Here is a 21,732-nt window from a genome sequence, read left to right as displayed (position 1 = left end):
AGCCCTCATCAGAGGGCTATTTTAAGCTTTTACACTGAGCTTCTGGTGGCATAACCAGAGCACGACACATAAAGCACTCATCGCCACACAGAAGCTGATCACAGCGAAATTTAATCCAAAATGGTCGGCCAAGTAACCCACCGCAAGAATCGGCACAATGGTGCCCAAATAGCCAATAAACAAGTAGGTCGACATCACCGCGGCCCGGTTTTGCAAAGTGGTGATAGCATGAATCACGCCAAAAGCCCCCATCAGGGCAAAACCATGCCCAATACCAAATAAGAGATCGCTCACGAAGAATAAGAAACTTGCCTTAAGCAACATACACAATGCAAGGCTGAGCAGGCTAATCAGCATCATGACCAAGCCGATATTCAGACATTTTTTTGCAGCCACCGCTTTGGCCAGGTATTGCACCACTGCAGATACCAGCAGAATACAGGTAATGGCGGTACCACTTACTAAAGGGCCATGCCACGGTAAAATATCTTGCACAAAAGAAGGCGAAAGTGAGGCAAATAAACTAAAGGCAGCAAAGGCACTAAATGCAGTGAACCCAATGATCATAAATACAGCATGATATTGAGCCTCAGGACGCTGTAATTTGGGGGCGATACTAAAGGGCTGACGCTCAAAAGCAGGCACTTTTAACCAGAATAAGCCGATAAAACAAAGCACTGCTCCAACAATAATCGGAATATAGGGAGTCACCAGCGGGGCTTGAGAAAACTGCGCAATGACTCCCCCGATAAACGGACCCAGACCAAAGCCAATCGCAGTCAAAATAGAGACCCATTGCGGCGCAAGCTGCTTATGACTCTCCGGAATGGTCTGCATCATGCCAAGCATGGCAGAAGTCGTCATCAAACCAGAGGCAATCCCGATAATGAAACGGCCCAGAGATAAAATCAGGGCATTATTGGCAAAGACCGAAATAATCAAACCCAGACTAATAAACACGAGGCCAATTTGTAGAGTTTTTAAAAAGCCAATGCTATTGCTGGTGCGCCCCAGGAACAATAAGGTGCCCAGACAGCCAAACATATAGGCGACAAAAATATAGGTAATCTGGCTTGGGGATAAATTCCAGAGTTGTTGATAAATCGGATAGAGTGGACTCGCCAAAGCAGTACCAATCGTTCCCATGATTAAAGCCAGGCTGACCATCCAGAAGGGTCGCCAAGTGGTTATTGTTGTCATGAACATGCCGTTATAGTGTTGATCCTTGGCCAATCCATGTCAGGGCATAGCGAAGAAAAAGAAAAGTATATGCAGTGTAGAGCGGGCCAAGAAACATGGTCAAGGGCGAATCAGTAAAAGATTTTAAATCAAATAGATGTGTTTATATATATTTCAATAAAATAATATATTATTTTATAAGATATAAAATCTTAACCAGAATTTAATCTCATACAAGAATTTATTTTTGTCCGTCATTTAAGCTTCTTTTATCGCTTCTGTTCCACGTGAAACATAATGCACTGATTAAACTTGGAATAAACAGTAACATAAATCCGTGGGTAATTTAAAAGCAGACCCATTAGAATCGAAGCATATTTTTATCTGATTCATGTAGAACATTCATGTTAAAAAAAACACTGATTATTGCTTTAAGTACATTTGTTTCAAGCTTCGCATTCGCTAATATTGATATGGTAAAAGCCAATCTGGCAAAGAATAGCCCCAATTTAAAAATCGAAAATATCCAGACCACGGAAATGAAGGGCATCTACAGTGGTTTTATGCAGGGTCAAGTGGTTTATCTGAATGAAGATGCCCAGCATCTGATTGCCGGGTCGATGCTGCGGATTCAGGATCAGCATAATCTGACCCGTGATTTGATACTAAAACAGAACAGTGTTGACTGGAAAAAATTGCCGCTTCAAGATGCTGTGAAAAGTGTAAGAGGTACGGGGAAACGTCAGATTGCGATCTTTTCTGACCCAAATTGCCCGTATTGTAAACAGCTTGAAGTAGAGTTGAAAAAACTCAAGGATGTGACGATTTATACTTTTATTCTGCCTTTAAAGCCACAATCGGTTGCGCCTTCAAAACAGGTGTATTGCGCGTCTAATCCTGCTCAGGCCTGGGACGATCTGATCACTCAAGGTAGCCTGCCAAAATCGAAAAAAAGTTGTGCCAATCCGATTGAGCGAAATAAAAAACTGGCCCAGTCTTTGGGTGTGAATGGGACACCAGCAATTATTTTTTCGAATGGTTTTAAAGTCATGGGGGCCTATCCGGCAGAACAGATCGAACAGATTTTTAAGGAATTTTCACTATAAAGTTGAGAGATATACAAGAGCAAAAAGCACCCGACTGGGTGCTTTTACTGGAACTGCTCAGATTGAGCCAGAACCGCTTAGACCGTACGGCGTTTGGTCAGCATGTTATAAATAAACAGAATAATCACCGCACCGATCACGGAAGCAATCAGACCTGCCGCAGAATCTGCCGAATAAAGACCGAGCATACGACCAGCAAATGTAGCCAATAAGGAACCGGCAATACCTAACAGGGTCGTCATGATAAAGCCTGCCTTGTCATTACCTGGATGGATTGCACGTGCAATCAGACCCGCGATAAAACCAATGACAATCGCCACAATAATTGTCCACATAGGTATGCTCCTTGTTATCATGTCTATCATGTCTTTGTTTTTACATCATGTTTAATTATCTTGAAACAGAATAGAAAGCAAAAAAAGTTGAATCCTGAAACGAGATGTTATTTTTTGTTCCTATTTTTCTGTCTATTTGAGACATAAAAAAAGTGGCCTAAGCCACTTTTTTAAATAAACTTTAAAGACCGATTTCACCAATAAATGGCAGATGACGATACTTCTGGTCATAGTCCAGACCATAACCTACGATAAATTTATCTTCAACTTCAAAGCCCAAAAATTCGACCTTTAAATCGATTTCACGACGTGATGGTTTACTTACCAAAGTACACAGTTGAATCGAGTTCGGTTGGCGGGTTTGCAGGATTTCCAGCACCTTGCTCAAGGTATTTCCCGAGTCAATAATATCTTCAACCACCAGCACGTCTTTGCCACGGATTTCGCCGTCTAAATCTTTCAGAATTTTTACATCACGCGAAGATAGGGTGCCACCGCCATAACTGGATACCGTCATGAAATCCAGTTCATGGGGTTTGGAAATCACACGACACAAATCGGCCATAAAAATCACTGAACCACGTAATAAACCGATGAGCACAAGGTCTTTGTCACTATTGGCATAGTGTGCATCGATTTGAGCACCAAGCTCTTTGACTTTAGCTTGAATTTCTTCAGCGGAAATCATTACGCTCATTTGAACGGTCATGGGTAGATACCTAAAAAGTAAAAATAGCAAAATAAAAAAGGTGTTGACCTGCAACACCTGAATACACTGTAATTTTAATACATCCCTACTGCAGATGCACCTGTTTTGCATGCTGTAAATGTAATCATTTCTTTGCTGCCTGCGAATCCCTGCGCAGGATGAAAGTACAGGTCAGCAACATGGCAGAGACGATCAGCCAGCGATGGCGGTGCTGGGTTTTAGTCGTCTGAGCGGGTACATCGGGCTTTGACATAGACAGCTTCTCCGTAGACATAGGTCACTGCAATATTACGGTCATCGCCGAGCATGGTCAGTGCAAAAAATGCATCTTCAATATTTTTGGCTCTGCTTTGGCGTAACTGCTGTAAAGCAGTGGCATTTAGATCCAGCACCACAAAGTCCGCCTCCTTGCCGATATTAAAGTTCCCCAAACGATCGTCCAGACTTAAGGCTTTAGCACCGCCTAAGGTGGCATGATACAAGGCTTCAAAAGCAGAGAGTTTTTCTCCCTGCAATTGCTGCACTTTGTAGGCTTCATTTAAAGTCTGTAACTGGTTAAACGAGGTGCCTGCCCCGATGTCGGTGCCCAGACCGACTTTCACCTGCTTGTCCCATGCTTTCTTTAATGGGAATAAACCACTGCCCAGAAACAGGTTTGAGGTCGGACAAAAGGCAATCGCTGAATTGGTCTGCTGCATGCAATCCCACTCCTGCTCTTCCAGGTGTACACAATGTGCAAACACTGATTTTGCACCGGTTAAACCATAGTGATGATAGACATCCAGGTAGCCTTTACGTTCCGGAAATAACTCTTTGACCCAGGCAATTTCATTTTTATTTTCACTTAAATGGGTATGTACATAGACATCTGGATATTCGGCTTTGAGCTGACCTGCTTTTTCAAGTTGTTCATTGGTGGACGTCGGGGCAAAGCGAGGGGTAATGGCATACAGGTTACGGCCCTGCCCATGCCATTTTTCAATCAGCGCTTTAGAATCGGTATAAGCGCTTTCTGCTGTATCTGTCAGCGCTTCCGGTGCATGTCGGTCCATCAAGATTTTACCGGCGATCAGACGCATATTTCTGCGGCTCGCCGCTGTAAACAAAGCATCTACTGATTCAGGATGTACGGTACAGAAGACCAGTGCCGTGGTGGTGCCATTTTTAAGCAATTCCTGCACAAAAAATTCGGCGATTTTTTCGCTATAGGCTGTATCTGCAAACTGGATTTCTGTTGGAAAAGTATAGGTATTTAACCATTCCAGCAGTTGTTCGCCATAGGCCCCGACCATCTCGGTTTGCGGGAAATGAATATGGGTATCGATCAATCCCGGCACAATCAGCTGTTCAGGATAATGGGCGACCTGGATATTTTCAGCTAGATGTTTCTGCCCTTCATCCCAGCTGCCAAACCATTGAATCTTGCCATCTTGCATGATGATCAGACCATCTTCTACATAGCGCACCTGGTCATCAATCTCATGTGCCTGGGCAACTGTATGCTGGATATCAAGGAAACGACCGCGGACTGCCGTTGTTGCAATCTGAGAAGACATGTTAAAACCTGTGCTTTTAATTTTTTCAATAGATTGTAACCCACTTCAGTAGATTTATAACGTGATCATGCTGACTTCATTTGCCTGAGTTAAGTCGAAGCTGTGGTAAGGCAGTCGAGCAATAAAAAAAGTCCGCTCATGATTGAACGGACTTTTTTGACGCTAAAGATGATTGTCTATACAGTTATTAGAGCGTGGTTTGATTATGTTTTTTACTGTGGCGAATCGACAGGATCGCCGTGATCGTCAAGACAATCACAATAAAGCTCAGTGAAATCCAGATTGGCATATGGAATACATCCAGCATCAGCATTTTAAAGCCGATAAAGACCAGAATAATCCCGAGACCATAAGGCAGATAATGCATTTTTGATGCGGCACCCGATAACAGGAAGAACATCGCGCGCAGACCCAAAATCGCCATCAGGTTAGCAGTCAGTACAATGAAGGGATCGGTGGTCACAGCGAAAATTGCCGGAATAGAATCGACCGCAAAGATCACATCCGAGGCTTCGACCAGAATCAAAACCAGGAATAACGGCGTTGCCCACAGTAAACCATCTTTACGGATAAAGAATTTGTCACCTTCAAGTTGCGGTGTAATCCGCATACGTTTACGCAGCCATTTCAGAATCGCCATATCTTCAATATTGCTTTCTTCTTCATCCTGACCACGCAGGAATTTAAAGCCGGTATACACCAGGAAGGCACCGAAGATATATAAAATCCATGAGAATTCCTGAACGAACCAGGCGCCAATAAAAATAAAGATGGTTCTGAGGACAATCGCACCGAGTACACCGTAGAGCAGCAATTTACGTTGTAGCACGGGTGGAATGGCGAAAGCAGCGAAGATCATCAGCCAGACAAAGACGTTATCAATTGCCAGGGATTTTTCCAGCAGATAACCGGCGAAGTATTCCATGACCTTGGCATTGGCAATTGCAGTACCTGCGGTCTGCTCCAGATAGAGCCATAAACCGCCACCAAATAAAGTCGCGATACTGACCCAGGCAATACTCCAGTAGGCCGCAGTCCGGACTTTGACCTCCTGGCCATGCTGATGTTTAAAGCCGACGAAATCGATGATCAGCATGACTGCGACAATCGCGAAAAAGACAAGATACAGCCACAGCGTACCAATTGTTTCCATGTGAATTCTCCACATCTGACAATCGGCCATAAAAAAACCTTGACCTGTTGTCAGATGAAAAACATCTATACCAACATGATCAAGGTCTTGCCTACATCTCACTGTTACACTTCTTATTAAAAGTGTCGCAGTGAGATGCTCAGATACCGACTTTTTGCAAAGTGTAATGACGATATTCTGACACGTTGAACAATCTGAACCACAATTGCTAAACGTTTGGAGGAGGCTACTCCCCTTGTTCAAACGAAATTCTGTTTGAGCAAATGCTCAATATGCAGAAGCATGACAGATTTTTATTAAGACTACAATTTCATTTACAAAAATGCATGATTCAAGCTATTTTTTGAGCAATAAAATCCGGACGGCGAATTAAATATAACGTGATGAGAAAACCCAGACTGGCCAAGATGGCCCCGAGCCAGCCAATACTGTGCAAGCCGATCTGTGCCGTTGCGATCCCACCGAGTAAAGCGCCAGCACCAATTCCAATATTATACAGGCCAGAATAAATCGCCATGGCCACGTCGGTGGCATCGGAGGCCAGATTTAAGGTCTTGGCTTGTAAGGCCAGACTGAAACCAATAATACTGACGCCCCAGAGTAAAGCCAGGGTATTTAACTGCAAGACATTGCTGGACAACGGCAGCAATAATAGCAACGAGATAGCCAGTCCAAGTGTGAACAGTGGAATAGTAAGTTTGGGAAAATGTGGTGCAAAACGGCCAAATAGATAAGAGCCGATTAAACCTGCCCCACCATAGACCAGCAATAAAGTCGTGGTCTGTACAGAACTGAGCTGGGCAATATTCAGTGAAAATGGCTCGATATAACTATAGGCGGTGAATTGTGCACTAATTACAATGACCGTCAGGGCAAATACCAGCATCAGGCTTGGACGTTTTAACAAGGTTTTCAAGCTGCTGAGTGAACCTGAATTGACACTCGGTAATAAGGGCAAGGTTTTGGCCAGTAGCAGGCAGACCACGCTGGCGACGATGGCAATCAAGGCAAAACTATTGCGCCAGCCATAGGCCTCCCCGATCATGCGACCAAAGGGAATTCCCAGAACCATGGCCATGGCAGTACCTGTGGCCAATAAACCCAAGGCTTGAAATTCTTTGCCTGCTGGTGCGACACGTACTGCAAGCGAAGCGGTAATTGACCAAAACAGCGCGTGCGCTACTGCAATCCCGATCCGGCTAAATACCAGAACACTGAAACTCCAGGCAAAATAAGACAGCACATGACTGGAAATGAAGACCGCAAATAAAACCATCAACAAGAAACGTCGTTCAATGTTTTTGGTCAGTAGCATCATCGGTAAAGACAATAAAGCCACGACCCAGGCATAAATGGTCAGCATCAACCCGACCTGAGTCGCCGACATGTCAAAACTTGCACCAATATCACTGAGTAAGGCCACGGGAATAAATTCGGTGGTGTTGAAAATAAAGGCGGCACTGGCTAACGCAATTACGCAGATCCATTGACGTCTTACCGAGGAGCTAAAAGAAGGGCTGGACATAAATATCTGGCTTAAACAACAGACAGGCAGTTTAAACCTGTTCATTGCACGGTGATATCAGGAAAGAGCACAGATTCACAATCGTTTAAAGAAATCGAACAATATGCGACTGAAAAATATGTCAGTCTGGATTAAAAATACGGAGTTTAGAGGATGTTGATTGAGCATCAGCAACAAGGCAGTCAAGGTCAATGGTTTGTCGAGCCAAATGAAAAGCGTCTGGCCGAAATGAGCTATTTCTGGAAAGATGAGGATCGACTGGTGATTGAACATACCTGGGTCGATGACAGTTTGCGTGGACAGCATGTCGGACATTATCTGGTCGAAGCAGCGGTCAAGTTTGCCCGTGAGCAAGGGGTCAAGATTATTCCGGAATGCCCTTTTGCTCAATCGGTATTTGAGCGTGATCCTAATTTCAGCGATGTGTTAAGCAGTTAAAAATGAAAATAAAGGTGGAGATCTATGCAGATTCAATATCAAGATTCAAAACGCGGTGGTGTATTTTTTATGGAAGATAAAGGTCGACGTCTGGCCGAGATTACCTATCAATGGCGGGAAGCCTCGGTGATTATTGCAGATCATACCTGGGTCGATCATTCCTTGCGTGGTCAGGGCGTTGCCCGAAAAATGCTGGATGTGCTGGTCGATTTTGCCCGTGAAAAAAGTTTAACCATCATTCCGCAATGTTCCTATGTGGATGTGATGTTTAAGCGTGACCAAAGTTTATCTGATGTCGCGGCCTCTTCTACTTAATCATTTAGATCGATTTGCCAAGAGCAAAACGGCCTAATGAGCTTTCAATACAAGCTGATAAGTAGTGCGGTGATATGCCCTATTTTTCACTCCAGCTACAAATAAAAAAAGTCCGCCAAGCGGACTTTTTACTTTCCCGCATTAATTGAGTTCGATCATCACTTTCAAGGCCTTTTCATCGGCTGCATGCTTGAACACATCATAAGCTTTTTCAAATTCATTAAATTTAAAGTGATGGGTCGCCAGTTTTTCCAGCGGTAATTTACCGGAACAGCAGGTTTTGAGCAGCATAGCAGTGGTATTGGCATTGACCAGTCCGGTGGTGATGGTCAGGTTTTTAATCCAGAGTTTATTCAGTTCAAAATTAACTGATTTGCCATGTACGCCGACATTGGCAATATGTCCACCCTCTTTGACTACATGCTGGCAGATATTCCAGGTCGCCTCCAGACCAACCGCTTCAATGGCACAATCGACCCCTCGCCCATCCGTCAGCTCCAGCACACGTTGTATGGCATCTTCTTTCGCGGAGTTAATGCTATGCGTCGCTCCCACTGTTTTGGCGAACTCGAGTCGGTTGTCATCGACATCGACCATGATGATGTTGGCCGGTGAATAGAATTGAGCGGTCAGCAGGCAGCTCATGCCGATCGGGCCGGCACCGACAATCACCACATTATCTCCGGGTTTGACATCGCCATATTGCAGACCAATTTCATGTGATGTCGGCAAGATATCCGACAGGAACACAGCGACATCTTCATTTAACCGTTATTTAAAACCTACTCAAACCTACTCATGTGGGTTTGATGTTTAATTCCTACTTCAACATCGAGAACCAAAAACATTTGCTTCTGGGATTACCTTAATTCCATAGGCTGTCACGGTGTAACTCACCGCCTTAATCACCACTTACGCAGCGATTAAATCTTTATCCGCATATCGCAGGATGTTAATTGACGCATTAACATCTCTATTTTGGGTGGTTTGGCAAACCAAACATTTCCACTCACGCATTGAGAGTGTAAGTGATTGGTTTAGCTCACCACAGCATGAACACATTTTACTACTTGGGAAGAATCGACCAACTGAAAGCACCGATTTTCCATGCTGTTTGGCTTTATAAATCAGCTGTCGCTTGAACTCATAAAAGCCCATATCAGATATGGCTCTTGCAAGTTTCCGATTCTTGACCATGCCTCTAACATTCAAATCTTCAATAGCGATCACATCAAAACGTGTAACCAAGTCCGTTGTGACCTGATGAAGATTATTCTTGCGTAGGCAAGCGATTTTGTAGTGTAGGCGAGAGAGCTTGGTTTTCGCTTTCTCTCGATTCTGACTACGTTTTTTCTTGCGACTTAAAGACTTGTTCAGCCTCCTAAGTTTTCCAAGCTGTCTTTTCAATGGCGCATTGGATGGAATAATCTCACCATTTGATAGGGTGGCAAGATTAGACACACCTAAATCAACACCAATAGATAAACCTGTTTTGGATTTAAGTTTTTCAATTTGAGTCAATTCAACAGCAATTGATACAAACCACTTTGCACCTTGCTTAAAAACTTTAGCTGATAGGATTTTACCTTTATAGCGCAGAGCCTCAGTCATCTTCACCCAACCTAAATTTGGGATTCTAATAGACTTATTATCCACACTAAATTGGTCATTTGATAATGAAAAACGATCATCCTTGCCTTTTTTTCTTGGCTTTGGATACCCTGATTTCCCCTTAAAGAATCTATCAAAAGCACTACCCAACTGCTTAATTGCCAATTGTGGTGAGCACTTAGTTACCTTCTTCATGAAAGGGTATTTTTGAAATTTGAATGAGTTTAAATGTTTTCTTAATTTTGCTTCATGAGGCTTATTGAGGAGGTTTTTATCCACCTCAACACCATAATAATCGCACTGATCTCGATATTCTTTATCAGCCTTATATTGTCGTTGCCACTCCTTTAAAGCCCAGTTATACGATAAACGAGCAACACCACTCGCCTGAGCGAAGTGGCTTGCTTGCTTGTTATTGGGCATCAACTCAATGACATGCCCTCGTATAAATTGACTCATAGTGCCTCTTTAACCGCCTGTATCAACTTTTGGTTCTTTTTGCTACGGCTACCATATAATCGTGCTGAAAATACAGTAATTATCTCCAATACATCTTGAGCGAGTTCTTCCTCAAAACTCAGATTTTCACCTTGGTTAATAATCACAATTTCAACATTTCGGGCTTCACATAAAGCAAAAACCAATTCAGCACCAAAGCGCAATAAACGATCTTTATGAGTCAGTACCAAGCGACCAATTTCATTATTAATAATTCCATCTAAAAGGGCTTTAAGTCCTTTTTTATGGTAATTCATACCCGAACCGAGATCGGCAATGATTTCAAATGTCCATCCTTGTTTAGCACAGTACATTTCCAAAACTTGTTTTTGACGCTCAAGATCAGCCTTTTGGTCATGGCTAGACACTCTGGCATAAGCAATGGTTTTTCGGCTGTTTTGGATGGAAAGGTCGTGGATAAGTTCAGGCGTGATCTGACTCAGATCATATCGTCTGTGATTTTTTGGGGTTCTATCTGCAACTAAAGTGCCTTCCTCATCCCATCTTCTTAGGGTTTGGATGGATACACCTAATGTTTTAGCTGCAACACTAATACCAACATATCTACTCATTTGTATATATTAGTATAGAAATGAGTAGATTTCAACTAACAGTTACGAACCCTTCAGGTAAATGATAAAGAGAAGTATCCGCAAACGGCGTGCGTACATATTCGGCATGAGTACCATCAATCATATAGCCCATGATCCAGCCGCCTTCATTGCGACAATGTGCATACAGCTGTTTCTGACAGTTTTCACAGGTTCCACAGCGGCTGACACAGGAAATAATCACCCGGTCGCCTTTTTTGAAGTTTTGAACGGCAGAACCGACTTCTTCTACAATACCAATGCCTTCATGACCTAAAATACGGCCATTAAAACTGCCCTGTTTGCGTGTGGCTTGCTGTTCAATTTCCGGGTTTTTACCTTTCCAGATCCCGAGGTCTGTACCACAAATAGTGACTTTAGTGAGTTTGATAACCGCATCGCTGGGATGCAAAATAGTGGGAATGGGACGGTCTTCAAGCCGGATGTCGTTTTTGCCGTAATAGACCATGGCTTTCATTGTTGTCATGACACATCTCCTGAAGGAGTGAGGAATGAGAATGACCTGATTCTGATCTGGCTGTCAGGTCTATAAATACCTGTGTTCTTCTCGATTGTGCCTTGAGTGATGTGCTGCTGCAATCTATCTCGCGTTCAGATTGCAACAAAACATCATGCGTAATGGCTGATGAGTGATCGGCATTTTAGGCCAATTTGACATCATGCAATGCAAAGGTCAAAACAGCCATTCTCTCTTGATTGCTAAAACAACTGCCCTGAAAAAAGAAGCCCGCATCGCGGGCTTCTTTTTTCACATACTTATCCACGCATCTATTTTATGCGTTTAAAGCACTGATCAATTTCTGATGTAAACCACCAAAACCGCCATTTGACATAATCACTACGGCATCGCCCTCACCTGCCTCTGCTACCACGGTCTGAATGATGTCATCCAGTGTGCGTGCAATTTTGGCTTTATTTGGCGCAGCATTAATGACCGGTTGCAGATCCCAGTCCAGTCCTTCCGGTTGATACCAGATTACTGCATCGGCCAGACGTGCTGAATGACCCAGACCCTCTTTATGACTGCCCATACGCATGGTATTGGAGCGTGGTTCAATAATTGCCCAGAGTTTGCGTTCACCCAGTCGTTTGCGCGCGCCCTCCAAGGTCGTATCAATCGCTGTGGGATGATGGGCGAAATCATCATAAACCTCAATACCACGGACTGTGCCTAATAGTTCCATACGGCGTTTTACCCCACCGAAATTAGATAAAGCTTCACAGGCGGTTTCAATGGAGACGCCGACATGCTCGGCAGCGGCAATCGTCGCGAGCGCATTGGCCACCGAATGCTGTCCGGTCATGCTCCACTGCACTTCACCTTTCACCACACCGTGTTGCAAGACTTTAAAGTGAGAACCATCTGTCGATAACTGTTCGGCATACAGTTCAGATTTTTCATTGGCATCCAGACTGGTGCGCACCACCGGTGTCCAGCAACCCTGCTCTAGTACTTCATCGATATTGCTTTCGGTAATCGGCGCAATGATTCGGCCTTCGCTTGGAATAGTACGAACTAAATGATGGAACTGTTTTTGAATTGCAGCCAGATCATCAAAGATATCAGCATGGTCAAATTCAAGGTTATTTAAAATCGCCGTTTTTGGATGGTAATGCACAAACTTGGAACGCTTGTCGAAGAAAGCCGAATCGTATTCATCCGCCTCGACACAGAAATATTTGCCGCCACCGAGACGTGCACTCTCACTAAAACCCAGTGGCACACCACCAATCAGGAAGCCTGGCTCTAAACCGGCTTGATCCAGCACCCAGGCCAGCATGGTTGTGGTGGTGGTTTTGCCATGTGTACCCGCAACCCCCAATACATGTTTGCCTTGCAGAACATGATCTGCCAGGAACTGTGGGCCTGAAATATAAGACAAGCCTTCATTCAGCATATATTCTACTGCATCAATACCACGCTTCATGGCATTGCCAACAATGATCAGGTCCGGATGCGGCTGCAAGTGACTACGCTCATAACCCTGCATCAAGCTGATGCCTGCATTTTCAAGTTGGGTCGACATCGGTGGATAGACGTTCAAATCTGAACCTGTCACCTTGTGGCCCAGATCGCGTGCAAGGAGCGCCAGCGATCCCATAAAAGTGCCACAAATACCCAAAATATGCAGATGCATCTACTTCACTCCGTTCCTGTCTGACCCATCACCTTATATTGGTGCGGTTATCATGATTTATTCAATTTGCAAGCAACGATAGCAAGGCTTACACGGAAAAGATAGTCAAAGTTCAAGCATTGCTGCGGGAATTTTTAAATCCTGTTTCACGGATAAATTCAGAGGAAATTTCAAATTTAGAGAATATCTTTTTGCAAAATAAATCGTAGAATAAACCCGATCTTTTTGCAGAGTACATGCCGATGTTGCCGGCTTTATTTCTTCTGGTAATTGCCAATTGCTTTATGACCTTGGCATGGTATGGGCATTTAAAATTTTTACCGCATGATGCGCCGTTGTGGCAGGCAATTTTATTCAGCTGGATGATTGCCCTGTTTGAATATAGCCTGATGATTCCGGCCACCCGATTACTGGCACAGCAGGGACTGGCCGTGGGGCAAATGAAAATCACTCAGGAAGTGGTGACCTTGCTGGTCTTTGTGCCTTTTATGATTTTCATGTTTAAGCAGCCCTTTAAACTGGATTATCTCTGGGCAGCCTTGTGTCTGTGCGGATGTGTGTATTTTGTCTTCAGAAGTTCCTGATCGAAAGCTTTGCAGACTACACGCCTATTTTTATTCCAGTTTTTAATATTCTGCTAAAAAAATAAGAAAAATCGAACCTTGCTTTGACCGTTAAATTTTATGAAGCCGAAAAATCAGTCTATAATAAGCACCTCCTATTAAAGCTTGGCTCTCTCGTCGAGATTTATTTTTTGTTACTTTAATCTCTGGAAAATTTGCAATGAATGCGGCTGCTGCACAAGATGCTCCTCTAGTAGGAATTATCATGGGTTCTCAATCAGATTGGGCAACTCTCGAACATACTGCCAACATGCTCAAGCAGCTTGGTGTTCCATTTGAAGCTGAAGTCGTTTCTGCACACCGTACTCCTGACCGTTTATTTGAATATGCTGAGCAGGCGCGTGATCGTGGCATTCAGGTGATTATTGCCGGTGCGGGTGGTGCTGCGCATTTGCCGGGCATGTGTGCGGCAAAGACTGATCTTCCAGTCCTGGGTGTGCCAGTCAAATCATCCATTTTAAACGGCGTCGATTCTTTGCTTTCGATTGTACAAATGCCAGCAGGTATTGCGGTGGGTACGCTTGCGATTGGCCCTGCCGGTGCAACCAATGCAGCCATTATGGCAGCGCAAATTTTAGGTCTGATCCGCCCTGATATCGCGAAAAATGTTGCAGATTTCCGTGCGGCACAAACAGATAAAGTGGCAAGCAATAACATTCCTGGTCAAAACTAAAACCAAGCTTCATACGGGACAGACATCATGGATAAAACCATCGGTATTTTTGGCGGCGGTCAGCTCGGGCGCATGATGGCACAAGCGGCATTGCCATTGAATATTCAATGTACTTTCTTTGAAGCAAGTACGGATTGCCCTTCTGCGGCACTCGGTCAAGTGATTTCCAGCAAGGCCGAAAATGGTCTACAGGATTTTATGCACAGTGCTGATGTATTCAGTCTGGAATTTGAAAATACCCCGCTTGCAGATGTGGATGTGCTGGTGAAAAACAAAGACCTGCATCCACCACGTCAAGCCTTGGCAATTGCACAGCATCGTCTGTCTGAAAAAGCCCTGTTTGATACGCTCGACATTCCTGTTGCGCCGTATAAAGCAGTGACTGCACTTGAAGGTTTACAGGCGGCTGTGGCTGAACTGGGCTTACCGATCGTATTAAAAACCTCTCGCGGTGGTTACGATGGTAAGGGTCAATTTGTCCTGCGGAGTACTGATCAGATTGAGCAGGCTTGGGCGGAACTTGGCCCTGCCGGTGAACTGATTGCAGAAAGCTTTGTGACGTTCTCACGTGAAGTGTCGATCATTGCGGTACGTGGTCAAAATGGTGATGTAAAAACCTGGCCATTGGCTGAAAATCATCATCACAATGGCATCCTGTCGCACTCGATTGTGCCTGCACCGAACAGTGCAGACTTGCAGCCGGTCGCACAGGACTACATCACTCGCCTGCTCAATCATCTGAACTATGTGGGCGTATTGACCCTTGAGCTGTTTGTGACAGACAAAGGTCTATATGCAAACGAGATGGCACCACGTGTGCATAACTCAGGGCACTGGTCGATTGAAGGTGCAGTCTGCTCACAGTTCGAAAACCATATTCGTGCGGTGGCCGGTCTGCCACTGGGTTCAACGGAAGTGATTCGTCCAAGCGTACTGGTGAATATCATCGGACAGCATCCAAAATCTGCAGATGTTCTGGCTTTAGAAGGTGCGCATTTGCATCTGTATAACAAGTCAGAGCGTGAAGGTCGTAAGATTGGTCACATTACCCTGATGCCAACCGACAGTACTCAGCTGACGACTTTATGCCGTCAACTGGCGAAGATTTTACCGAATCCACTGGCATTGAGCGAAGATATGACCATTTAAGCGCTATCTTGCTGATAAAAAAAGCGATCACTTCGGTGGTCGCTTTTTTATTTCTCCAGATTCAGGCATGATTGCGCCTCTTCGAAAATGCCTGCCATTTATCGGATCATGATATTTTTCAATTGATTGTAAAATAAACAATTGCGTATACATAAAAGAGTCTAAATGAAGATTCATAGACCACAGAGAAATACTTTGAATTTAAAAATTTAATGCTGGTTTGAATTCAAAATAATAAATTAAAACAGTCTTTGAATTTAAAGTTTAAATGAATTCAAAATATGAATTTAAATTCAAACCGCTACTTTGAATTCAAAGTTTTAAATTTAAAAATAAACCAAGTCACCCTGTTTTTTAATTCACAAAACAAGACCTTGATAAATATCTGATTAATCCTGTTTATATTAAGTTATCCACAAAGAAGGTTTTGAATTTAAAGGTTGTTTCCTGGATTTTAAATTTAAATTCAAACAGCGCCGCTGCTTTTGAATTTAAAAACAAGTTGTGGGTAAGTTGTTTTAAATTTAAAACTACAAAATGAATTCAAAAGTGCAGAAATTATGAATTTAAATTTACCTATTTGAGCTTTAATTTTTAGATTGAGCTGCTATGTTAAGAACATAATTCAAAATCTAAATATTCAAGGGTCTTATGCAACGTTTTGCGCTTGTGGTTGGTTCTTTATTCTTGGCTGTTTCTCAGGCAAATGCCGAGCTGATTATTAATGGTCAGCGTGTCGACACGACTACTTTGCCTTCAGCGGCCAGCAGCCCGTCAAATTTTCCTGCCCAGAATAATTTTCAAAACTGTTTGGCAAATTTACGTAGTCAGGCTGTATCAAGAGGCGTCAGTGCAGCCAGCTATGACCGTTATACGCAAAATTTAACGCCTGATTATTCCGTAATTGAACGTTTAAACTATCAACCGGAATTTTCTACCCCGATTTGGGACTATTTGTCTGGTTTAGTCGATGAAGAGCGGGTTCAGCTCGGCCGGCAAAAATTACAGCAACATCGCGAAGTCTTAAATCGTGTTTCCGCAGCCTATGGCGTGCCTGCAGAAACGATTGTTGCGGTATGGGGTGTAGAAAGTAATTTTGGTGATATTTCCGGTCGCTATCCTTTATTGCAGGCCTTAGGAACATTGAGCTGTGAAGGGCGGCGCCAGAGTTATTTCCGTGGTGAGTTTTTTACCACGATGAAACTGTTACAGCGCGGTGATGTGCGAGAGGATCAGTTAAAGGGTTCATGGGCAGGTGCTTTCGGTCATACCCAGTTTATGCCATCGACCTATGATGAGCTTGCGGTCGATTTTGATGGCGATGGCCGCCGTGATCTGGTTTCGAGTATTCCCGATGCTTTGGCATCAACCGCCAACTTTTTAAGCAAGCGTGGTTGGCAGACCGGACAGCCTTGGGGTTTTGAAGTAAAAATCCCGCAAGGCATGTCAATCTCAAATGAAGGCCGTCGCAATAAAAAATCACTGAATAGCTGGATTAGCCGTGGTGTAGTGCGTGCCGATGGTTCCCCTTTAATTCAAGGGAATTTATCAGCGTCTTCTCAAGCTGGCTTGCTTGCGCCTGCCGGCCCAAATGGCCCGGTGTTCCTGGTCTTTAGAAACTTTGATGCCATTTATAGCTATAATGCAGCAGAAAGTTATGCCTTGGCGATTGCGCATTTATCTGATCGTTTACAGGGTAAAGGGAGCTTCAGCACATCTTGGCCAACCGATGACGTGGGTACATCGCGTTCAGAACGTCGCGAGATTCAGCAATTTTTACTAAATCGTGGCTATGACATTGGTGCGGTGGATGGTCTGATTGGTGATAAAACCCGTCAAGCGATTCGTCAGGAACAGCAGCGTTTGGGCTTAAGTCCTACAGGTCGTGCCGGTCAGCAGATTTTGCGGGCCTTTAGAAATGAAAATGCCAAAAATTTAATGCAATAAAGAATATTGAAAATGGAAAAAGGTCTGCATAAATGCAGACCTTTTTTATAACTTTAGATTGCTCTGGTCGGGTTTAAACAGCAGTAATGGTTCCCAGAACACGGTAGCCTAAAGCACCGGTCACCGCTGGCAGGTTACCACTGAGTTGCTTGATAAAACGCATTGCCAGCCAGGCAAAGGCAGTGGCTTCTACCCAGGTCGGACTGAGGCCCAAATCAGCCGTGGTTTGTATGCTCCATTCATGTTTGCGTAAGCGCCAGCGCAGTTGCTCAAGTAAATAAGAATTATAAGCGCCACCACCACACACGAAAACTTGTCCAGTATCCATGCCAGAACGATAAATGGCTTTTTTAATGGCACGGGTAGTGAGCTTTAATAAGGTCGCCTGCACATTTTCCGGGGTATCTTCCAGTTCATCGTATTGCAGGTCATTGCGCCAGTCGGCAATCTGTTCATCCAGCCATTCCAGGTTAAAGTCTTCACGGCCGGTACTTTTAGGCGGTTCTTTAGAGAAAAATTCGTGTGACTGTAAACGATCCAGCAGGCTGCGAATCGGCGTACCATAAGCGGCCCAATTGCCATTTTCATCATAAGGCTGGCCGGTATAACGCGCGCACCAGGCATCCATCAGAATGTTGGCCGGCCCTGTATCAAAGCCATAAACATCATCAGGCTTTCCGGCAGGTAACAGGCTGACATTGGCAATTCCACCCAGATTTAAAATTACCCGGTGAATGCTGTCATGCTGGAAAATATCCTGATGAAAGGCTGGCACCAATGGTGCGCCTTGACCGCCCGCCGCCAAATCACGACGACGGAAATCTGAAATCACCGGAATCTGGGTGATTTCGGTAATAATATTGGGGTCACCAATTTGCAGGGTAAAACCATGCTCAGGGCGATGGCGGATGGTCTGACCATGGGAGCCAATGGCTTTAATTTTAGATTTATCTAACTGGTTGTTTTCAATCAGTTGGTTGATACCATGACCAATCATTTCTGCCAAGGCCACATCGGCCTTGCCCATACGGTCAATTTCATTGTCATCGGGCAAAGTCAGTGCCATCAGCTCATGCCGCAGGTCAGGATCGAATGCCAAAGTGAGTGTGGCATGAAGCTGTAAAGGATCAAAAGAAGCAGCAACAATATCGACACCATCCATGCTTGTGCCGGTCATTACCCCAATATAGATCGCTGTCATGGTTATTCTTAAGCCTGCAATATGCTGAAAAAGTGTTAGTATATCGCACAAATTGAGTAACTGATGTATTGGATTTTGTGATGTCAAATTTCCTGCCGGCTGAAGAACAACTTGCCCTCATTCAACGAGGCACCCATGAAATTATTTCTGAAGAAGACCTTCTTAAGAAATTAAAAAAGAATCGTCCATTAAAAATTAAAGCAGGTTTTGACCCAACTGCGCCTGACCTGCACTTAGGTCATACGGTTCTCATCAACAAGTTAAAAGTATTTCAGGATTTGGGCCACGAAGTATTCTTCCTGATCGGTGACTACACGGCGATGATCGGTGATCCAACAGGTAAAAGTGCTACACGTCCACCATTATCACGTGAACAAGTTTTAGAAAATGCAAAAACCTATCAAGAACAAGTGTTTAAAATTCTTGATCCAAACAAAACCAAAGTTGTATTTAACTCGGAATGGTTTGCACAAAAAACCGCGGCTGATTTAATTCAATTGGCATCACAGCAAACTGTGGCGCGTATGTTGGAGCGTGACGACTTTACCAAGCGTTATAACAGTCAACAGCCGATCGCGATTCACGAATTCTTGTATCCATTGGTACAAGGTTATGATTCGGTGGCTTTAGAAGCGGACGTAGAGTTGGGCGGTACAGACCAGACCTTTAACCTGTTGATGGGGCGTACGCTACAAGGTCGTTATGATCAGGAAGCACAAGTGTGTATTACGGTGCCTATTCTTGAAGGTTTAGATGGCGTGAATAAAATGTCTAAATCTTTAGGCAACTATATTGGTGTATTTGATGCGCCAGGTGCGATGTATCAAAAAGTGCTTTCAATGCCGGATGCATTGATTGAGCGTTATTTTGATCTGCTCAGCTTTAAATCAATTGAAGAAATTCAGCAGTTGCTAAAAGAAATTGCTGAAGGCCGTAATCCTCAAGAGGTGAAAAAGATTCTTGCGCTGGAGCTGGTTGAGCGTTTCCACGGAAGCGACGCTGCTGCGCATGCACATAAAGGTGCAGGTAATATCATTACTGAGGGTGAATTACCGGAAGGTACGCCAGAAGTGACTATTTCACGTGGTGAGTTTGGTGGTGAAATCTTTATTACTTCAATTTTACGTGAAGCAGGTTTGACCAAGAATGCGGCCCAAGCCAAAGATGCTTTAGGTCGTGGCGCGGTGAAAGTGGATTGGCACACTGTAGATAGTTCTTATTCGGTTAAGGAAAATCTGACCTTGATCGTTCAGGCCAGCAAAAAAGCGATTGCGAAAGTTACTTTCACCGATTAAAAAATTGATAAGTTATTGAAATAAAAGCAGGCTTCGGTCTGCTTTTTTATTGATGTTCTATATTCATAAAGCAAATAAGCAACTTCAAAAAAAACCCTATAAAAACAAGAGTTAAATTTTCCCAAATTGCTTGCTTTTCGGGTTTATTATCTATAGGATTTATTCATCTAGAGAATTGGTTCAAAGCATCTAGAGGGTGATAATAAGACAACTCCACAATTTATAAGGTCTCTTCCCCAAGAGACTCTTTTTTAAGCTTTAAAGTGAATAACTATAATAATGACATAATGGATCGGGTAAAGATTCAATTCTAAGGAGGAGATTTTGGGAGAGATCTCTTCCTTTTTTATTTGTAGCGATTTCATTCCGAAGCTTTAAAGCTGTAAATAGCACTTTTCTTAAAGCATTCCAGTCCAAATTCCTTCTCTAATAAAGCATTGTTTTATTGGCTAAAGCTTGGCTAGCGCCTAGAAAACCACAATATAAAAACAAATTAGAGATGATTAGAGCTCTTTCATAAATCAAAAAATGATCCTTATATTCATATTTGAATGGATATTGATAGTTCTTTTTTTCTCTGAGATGAGAAGTATTGCTTCACAAGAGAATGAGGGGATTTCTTAGAAAAACCTCTCCCTTGCGCAGCAGTGTTGTGTCGTGATGCAAAAATGATTTATGCAAGAACCTTATTAGATGTATTGGTAGCAAACAGAAGATGTTTTTGATGAAGACACGAAGCGTATTTTAAGTTTGTTACTTGAATAGCAGTCGGCCAAACAAAAACAGCAGTGTGATCTCTGTGTCTAGCACTTGTTTAGGCAGCTCATTCTGGCTGTGTATTGCTTTGTATTTTCCTGATTGAGGGGTGTTTATCGCGATGCGCGAAACTGTTTTTTATCATTGAAGACTATCAAGCTGAGAAAACAGGATTATAGACGTGATGCAACACTGCTTTAGGTTAGGAGATTGGAAAAGTCGCTGGATAAAATGAAGCTGCTAAAATGTGCTTTATAGGGGAGGGATAGATGTGCCGGGATAATCAGAACCAACAAATTGCATGATGTCTATATAAAGCAAGAAAGTGAGGTCACTCTATAAAATTTTCATTCAACACATGCCAATAATGCTAGCAAGCTAAATCAGAATAATCGATTCAAGCTCTCTTTCAAGATTTGGCGCTGGTTCTGGTCATTAAACCGAATGAAAAAACAGAATTTAGCGCTAGGAACTCAAAAACTCTGGTTTTAATTCTTATTTTGATAGCTTTTAAGTCTAATTAATTTTAGATTCATAAAAATAAAATGGCGTGTTTAGTGCATTTATTGCATAAAAACGCTTAAAAATTAGATAAAAAAGCGATTTTTTAGGATTTTTTGTAGAAAAAAAAGACATACGTGAAAAATATAGTGAATTGGGGGTTGCAATGATTCTGAAATCCTCTAGAATGCACCCATACCGACGAGATAGACGGAAACGAACGAAGCAGATTGCTGAGTTGTTAAGTATATCGAAGTCCAGCTTCTGGCACTGACGAGGTGTTAGAAAGATCATTAAGAGATTATGAAGAACAACTTGTGTGGATTTTTACTGGTTGATCGATCGAAATTATTTTCATTGATTGATGGTAGAAATTACTCGAAGTTTATTTGAGAAATATTTGTCAGAAAATT

Annotated in this window: 20 protein-coding genes; 8 read left to right on the top strand and 12 right to left on the bottom strand. The window is 43.2% G+C overall.

Features of this window, described 5'->3' with window-relative positions; translation table 11 throughout:
* Positions 1 to 21: 21 nt before the first annotated feature.
* Complete coding sequence (locus tag FTU82_RS11060) at positions 22 to 1,167, bottom strand: MFS transporter (RefSeq protein WP_180000464.1); 1,146 nt, start codon at positions 1,165 to 1,167, stop codon at positions 22 to 24.
* Between the two features lie 416 nt (positions 1,168 to 1,583).
* On the opposite strand from FTU82_RS11060, the gene FTU82_RS11055 reads away from it, so the two are divergent.
* The gene (locus tag FTU82_RS11055) at positions 1,584 to 2,285 is read left to right on the top strand and encodes a DsbC family protein (RefSeq protein ID WP_180001641.1); all 702 of its coding nucleotides are present in this window, start codon (positions 1,584 to 1,586) and stop codon (positions 2,283 to 2,285) included.
* Positions 2,286 to 2,362: 77 nt separating this feature from the next.
* Here the strand turns inward: FTU82_RS11055 and FTU82_RS11050 are convergent, their stop codons facing one another.
* From FTU82_RS11050 to FTU82_RS11030, 5 genes are all read right to left on the bottom strand, one after another.
* Positions 2,363 to 2,620, bottom strand: coding sequence for a GlsB/YeaQ/YmgE family stress response membrane protein (locus tag FTU82_RS11050; RefSeq protein ID WP_005173486.1), 258 nt, complete (start codon positions 2,618 to 2,620; stop codon positions 2,363 to 2,365).
* Between the two features lie 181 nt (positions 2,621 to 2,801).
* Positions 2,802 to 3,329 (bottom strand): hypoxanthine phosphoribosyltransferase, encoded by a 528-nt coding sequence (gene hpt / locus FTU82_RS11045; RefSeq protein ID WP_005173483.1) that lies wholly within the window; start codon positions 3,327 to 3,329, stop codon positions 2,802 to 2,804.
* A gap of 218 nt (positions 3,330 to 3,547) precedes the next feature.
* Positions 3,548 to 4,885: a guanine deaminase gene (gene guaD / locus FTU82_RS11040; RefSeq protein WP_005173481.1), complete on the bottom strand. Its 1,338-nt coding sequence runs from the start codon at positions 4,883 to 4,885 to the stop codon at positions 3,548 to 3,550.
* Between the two features lie 187 nt (positions 4,886 to 5,072).
* On the bottom strand, positions 5,073 to 6,038 hold the full coding sequence (locus FTU82_RS11035; RefSeq protein ID WP_005173479.1) for a TerC family protein: 966 nt from the start codon (positions 6,036 to 6,038) through the stop codon (positions 5,073 to 5,075).
* 331 nt (positions 6,039 to 6,369) lie between these two features.
* Complete coding sequence (locus FTU82_RS11030; RefSeq protein WP_005173477.1) at positions 6,370 to 7,563, bottom strand: sugar transporter; 1,194 nt, start codon at positions 7,561 to 7,563, stop codon at positions 6,370 to 6,372.
* Between the two features lie 153 nt (positions 7,564 to 7,716).
* On the opposite strand from FTU82_RS11030, the gene FTU82_RS11025 reads away from it, so the two are divergent.
* Positions 7,717 to 8,001, top strand: coding sequence for a GNAT family N-acetyltransferase (locus FTU82_RS11025; RefSeq protein ID WP_005173474.1), 285 nt, complete (start codon positions 7,717 to 7,719; stop codon positions 7,999 to 8,001).
* 24 nt (positions 8,002 to 8,025) lie between these two features.
* Positions 8,026 to 8,316, top strand: coding sequence for a GNAT family N-acetyltransferase (locus tag FTU82_RS11020; protein ID WP_005173472.1), 291 nt, complete (start codon positions 8,026 to 8,028; stop codon positions 8,314 to 8,316).
* 141 nt (positions 8,317 to 8,457) lie between these two features.
* On the opposite strand, the gene FTU82_RS11015 is transcribed toward FTU82_RS11020, so the two are convergent.
* The 5 genes from FTU82_RS11015 to mpl form a co-directional block, all read right to left on the bottom strand.
* Entirely contained in the window at positions 8,458 to 9,066 is a 609-nt protein-coding gene (locus FTU82_RS11015) for a zinc-binding dehydrogenase (protein ID WP_180001642.1), read from the bottom strand.
* 162 nt (positions 9,067 to 9,228) lie between these two features.
* Complete coding sequence (locus FTU82_RS11010; protein ID WP_180001643.1) at positions 9,229 to 10,386, bottom strand: RNA-guided endonuclease TnpB family protein; 1,158 nt, start codon at positions 10,384 to 10,386, stop codon at positions 9,229 to 9,231.
* The gene (locus FTU82_RS11005) at positions 10,383 to 10,997 is read right to left on the bottom strand and encodes an IS607 family transposase (protein WP_180001644.1); all 615 of its coding nucleotides are present in this window, start codon (positions 10,995 to 10,997) and stop codon (positions 10,383 to 10,385) included. The genes FTU82_RS11010 and FTU82_RS11005 overlap by 4 nt, the downstream gene beginning before the upstream one ends.
* 31 nt (positions 10,998 to 11,028) lie before the next feature.
* Positions 11,029 to 11,502 carry an alcohol dehydrogenase catalytic domain-containing protein gene (locus FTU82_RS11000; RefSeq protein WP_306669835.1) on the bottom strand — a complete coding sequence of 158 codons (474 nt, stop codon included), beginning with the start codon at positions 11,500 to 11,502 and terminating at the stop codon, positions 11,029 to 11,031.
* 307 nt (positions 11,503 to 11,809) lie between these two features.
* Positions 11,810 to 13,174: a UDP-N-acetylmuramate:L-alanyl-gamma-D-glutamyl-meso-diaminopimelate ligase gene (gene mpl, locus FTU82_RS10995; RefSeq protein ID WP_180001645.1), complete on the bottom strand. Its 1,365-nt coding sequence runs from the start codon at positions 13,172 to 13,174 to the stop codon at positions 11,810 to 11,812.
* A gap of 242 nt (positions 13,175 to 13,416) precedes the next feature.
* Between mpl and FTU82_RS10990 the strand changes: the two genes are divergently transcribed.
* From FTU82_RS10990 to FTU82_RS10975, 4 genes are all read left to right on the top strand, one after another.
* Positions 13,417 to 13,758: a DMT family protein gene (locus tag FTU82_RS10990; RefSeq protein WP_074384157.1), complete on the top strand. Its 342-nt coding sequence runs from the start codon at positions 13,417 to 13,419 to the stop codon at positions 13,756 to 13,758.
* Positions 13,759 to 13,957: 199 nt separating this feature from the next.
* Positions 13,958 to 14,470, top strand: coding sequence for a 5-(carboxyamino)imidazole ribonucleotide mutase (gene purE, locus FTU82_RS10985; RefSeq protein WP_180101335.1), 513 nt, complete (start codon positions 13,958 to 13,960; stop codon positions 14,468 to 14,470).
* Between the two features lie 27 nt (positions 14,471 to 14,497).
* A complete protein-coding gene (locus FTU82_RS10980; RefSeq protein ID WP_180001646.1) occupies positions 14,498 to 15,619 on the top strand; it encodes a 5-(carboxyamino)imidazole ribonucleotide synthase in 1,122 nt (373 codons plus the stop codon).
* 651 nt (positions 15,620 to 16,270) lie between these two features.
* The gene (locus tag FTU82_RS10975; protein ID WP_218947747.1) at positions 16,271 to 17,566 is read left to right on the top strand and encodes a lytic murein transglycosylase; all 1,296 of its coding nucleotides are present in this window, start codon (positions 16,271 to 16,273) and stop codon (positions 17,564 to 17,566) included.
* A gap of 73 nt (positions 17,567 to 17,639) precedes the next feature.
* Here the strand turns inward: FTU82_RS10975 and FTU82_RS10970 are convergent, their stop codons facing one another.
* A complete protein-coding gene (locus tag FTU82_RS10970) occupies positions 17,640 to 18,767 on the bottom strand; it encodes an anhydro-N-acetylmuramic acid kinase (protein ID WP_180101334.1) in 1,128 nt (375 codons plus the stop codon).
* An 80-nt stretch (positions 18,768 to 18,847) separates the two neighbouring features.
* Between FTU82_RS10970 and tyrS the strand changes: the two genes are divergently transcribed.
* Positions 18,848 to 20,062 carry a tyrosine--tRNA ligase gene (tyrS, locus tag FTU82_RS10965; RefSeq protein ID WP_100535507.1) on the top strand — a complete coding sequence of 405 codons (1,215 nt, stop codon included), beginning with the start codon at positions 18,848 to 18,850 and terminating at the stop codon, positions 20,060 to 20,062.
* The last annotated feature ends 1,670 nt before the right edge of the window (positions 20,063 to 21,732 follow it).

The sequence above is a fragment of the Acinetobacter sp. YH12151 genome (genome assembly GCF_013418355.1).
Lineage (GTDB): Bacteria > Pseudomonadota > Gammaproteobacteria > Pseudomonadales > Moraxellaceae > Acinetobacter > Acinetobacter pseudolwoffii.
Note: the sequence above shows the minus strand (reverse complement) of the source record. Positions and strands in the feature narration are given on the sequence as shown.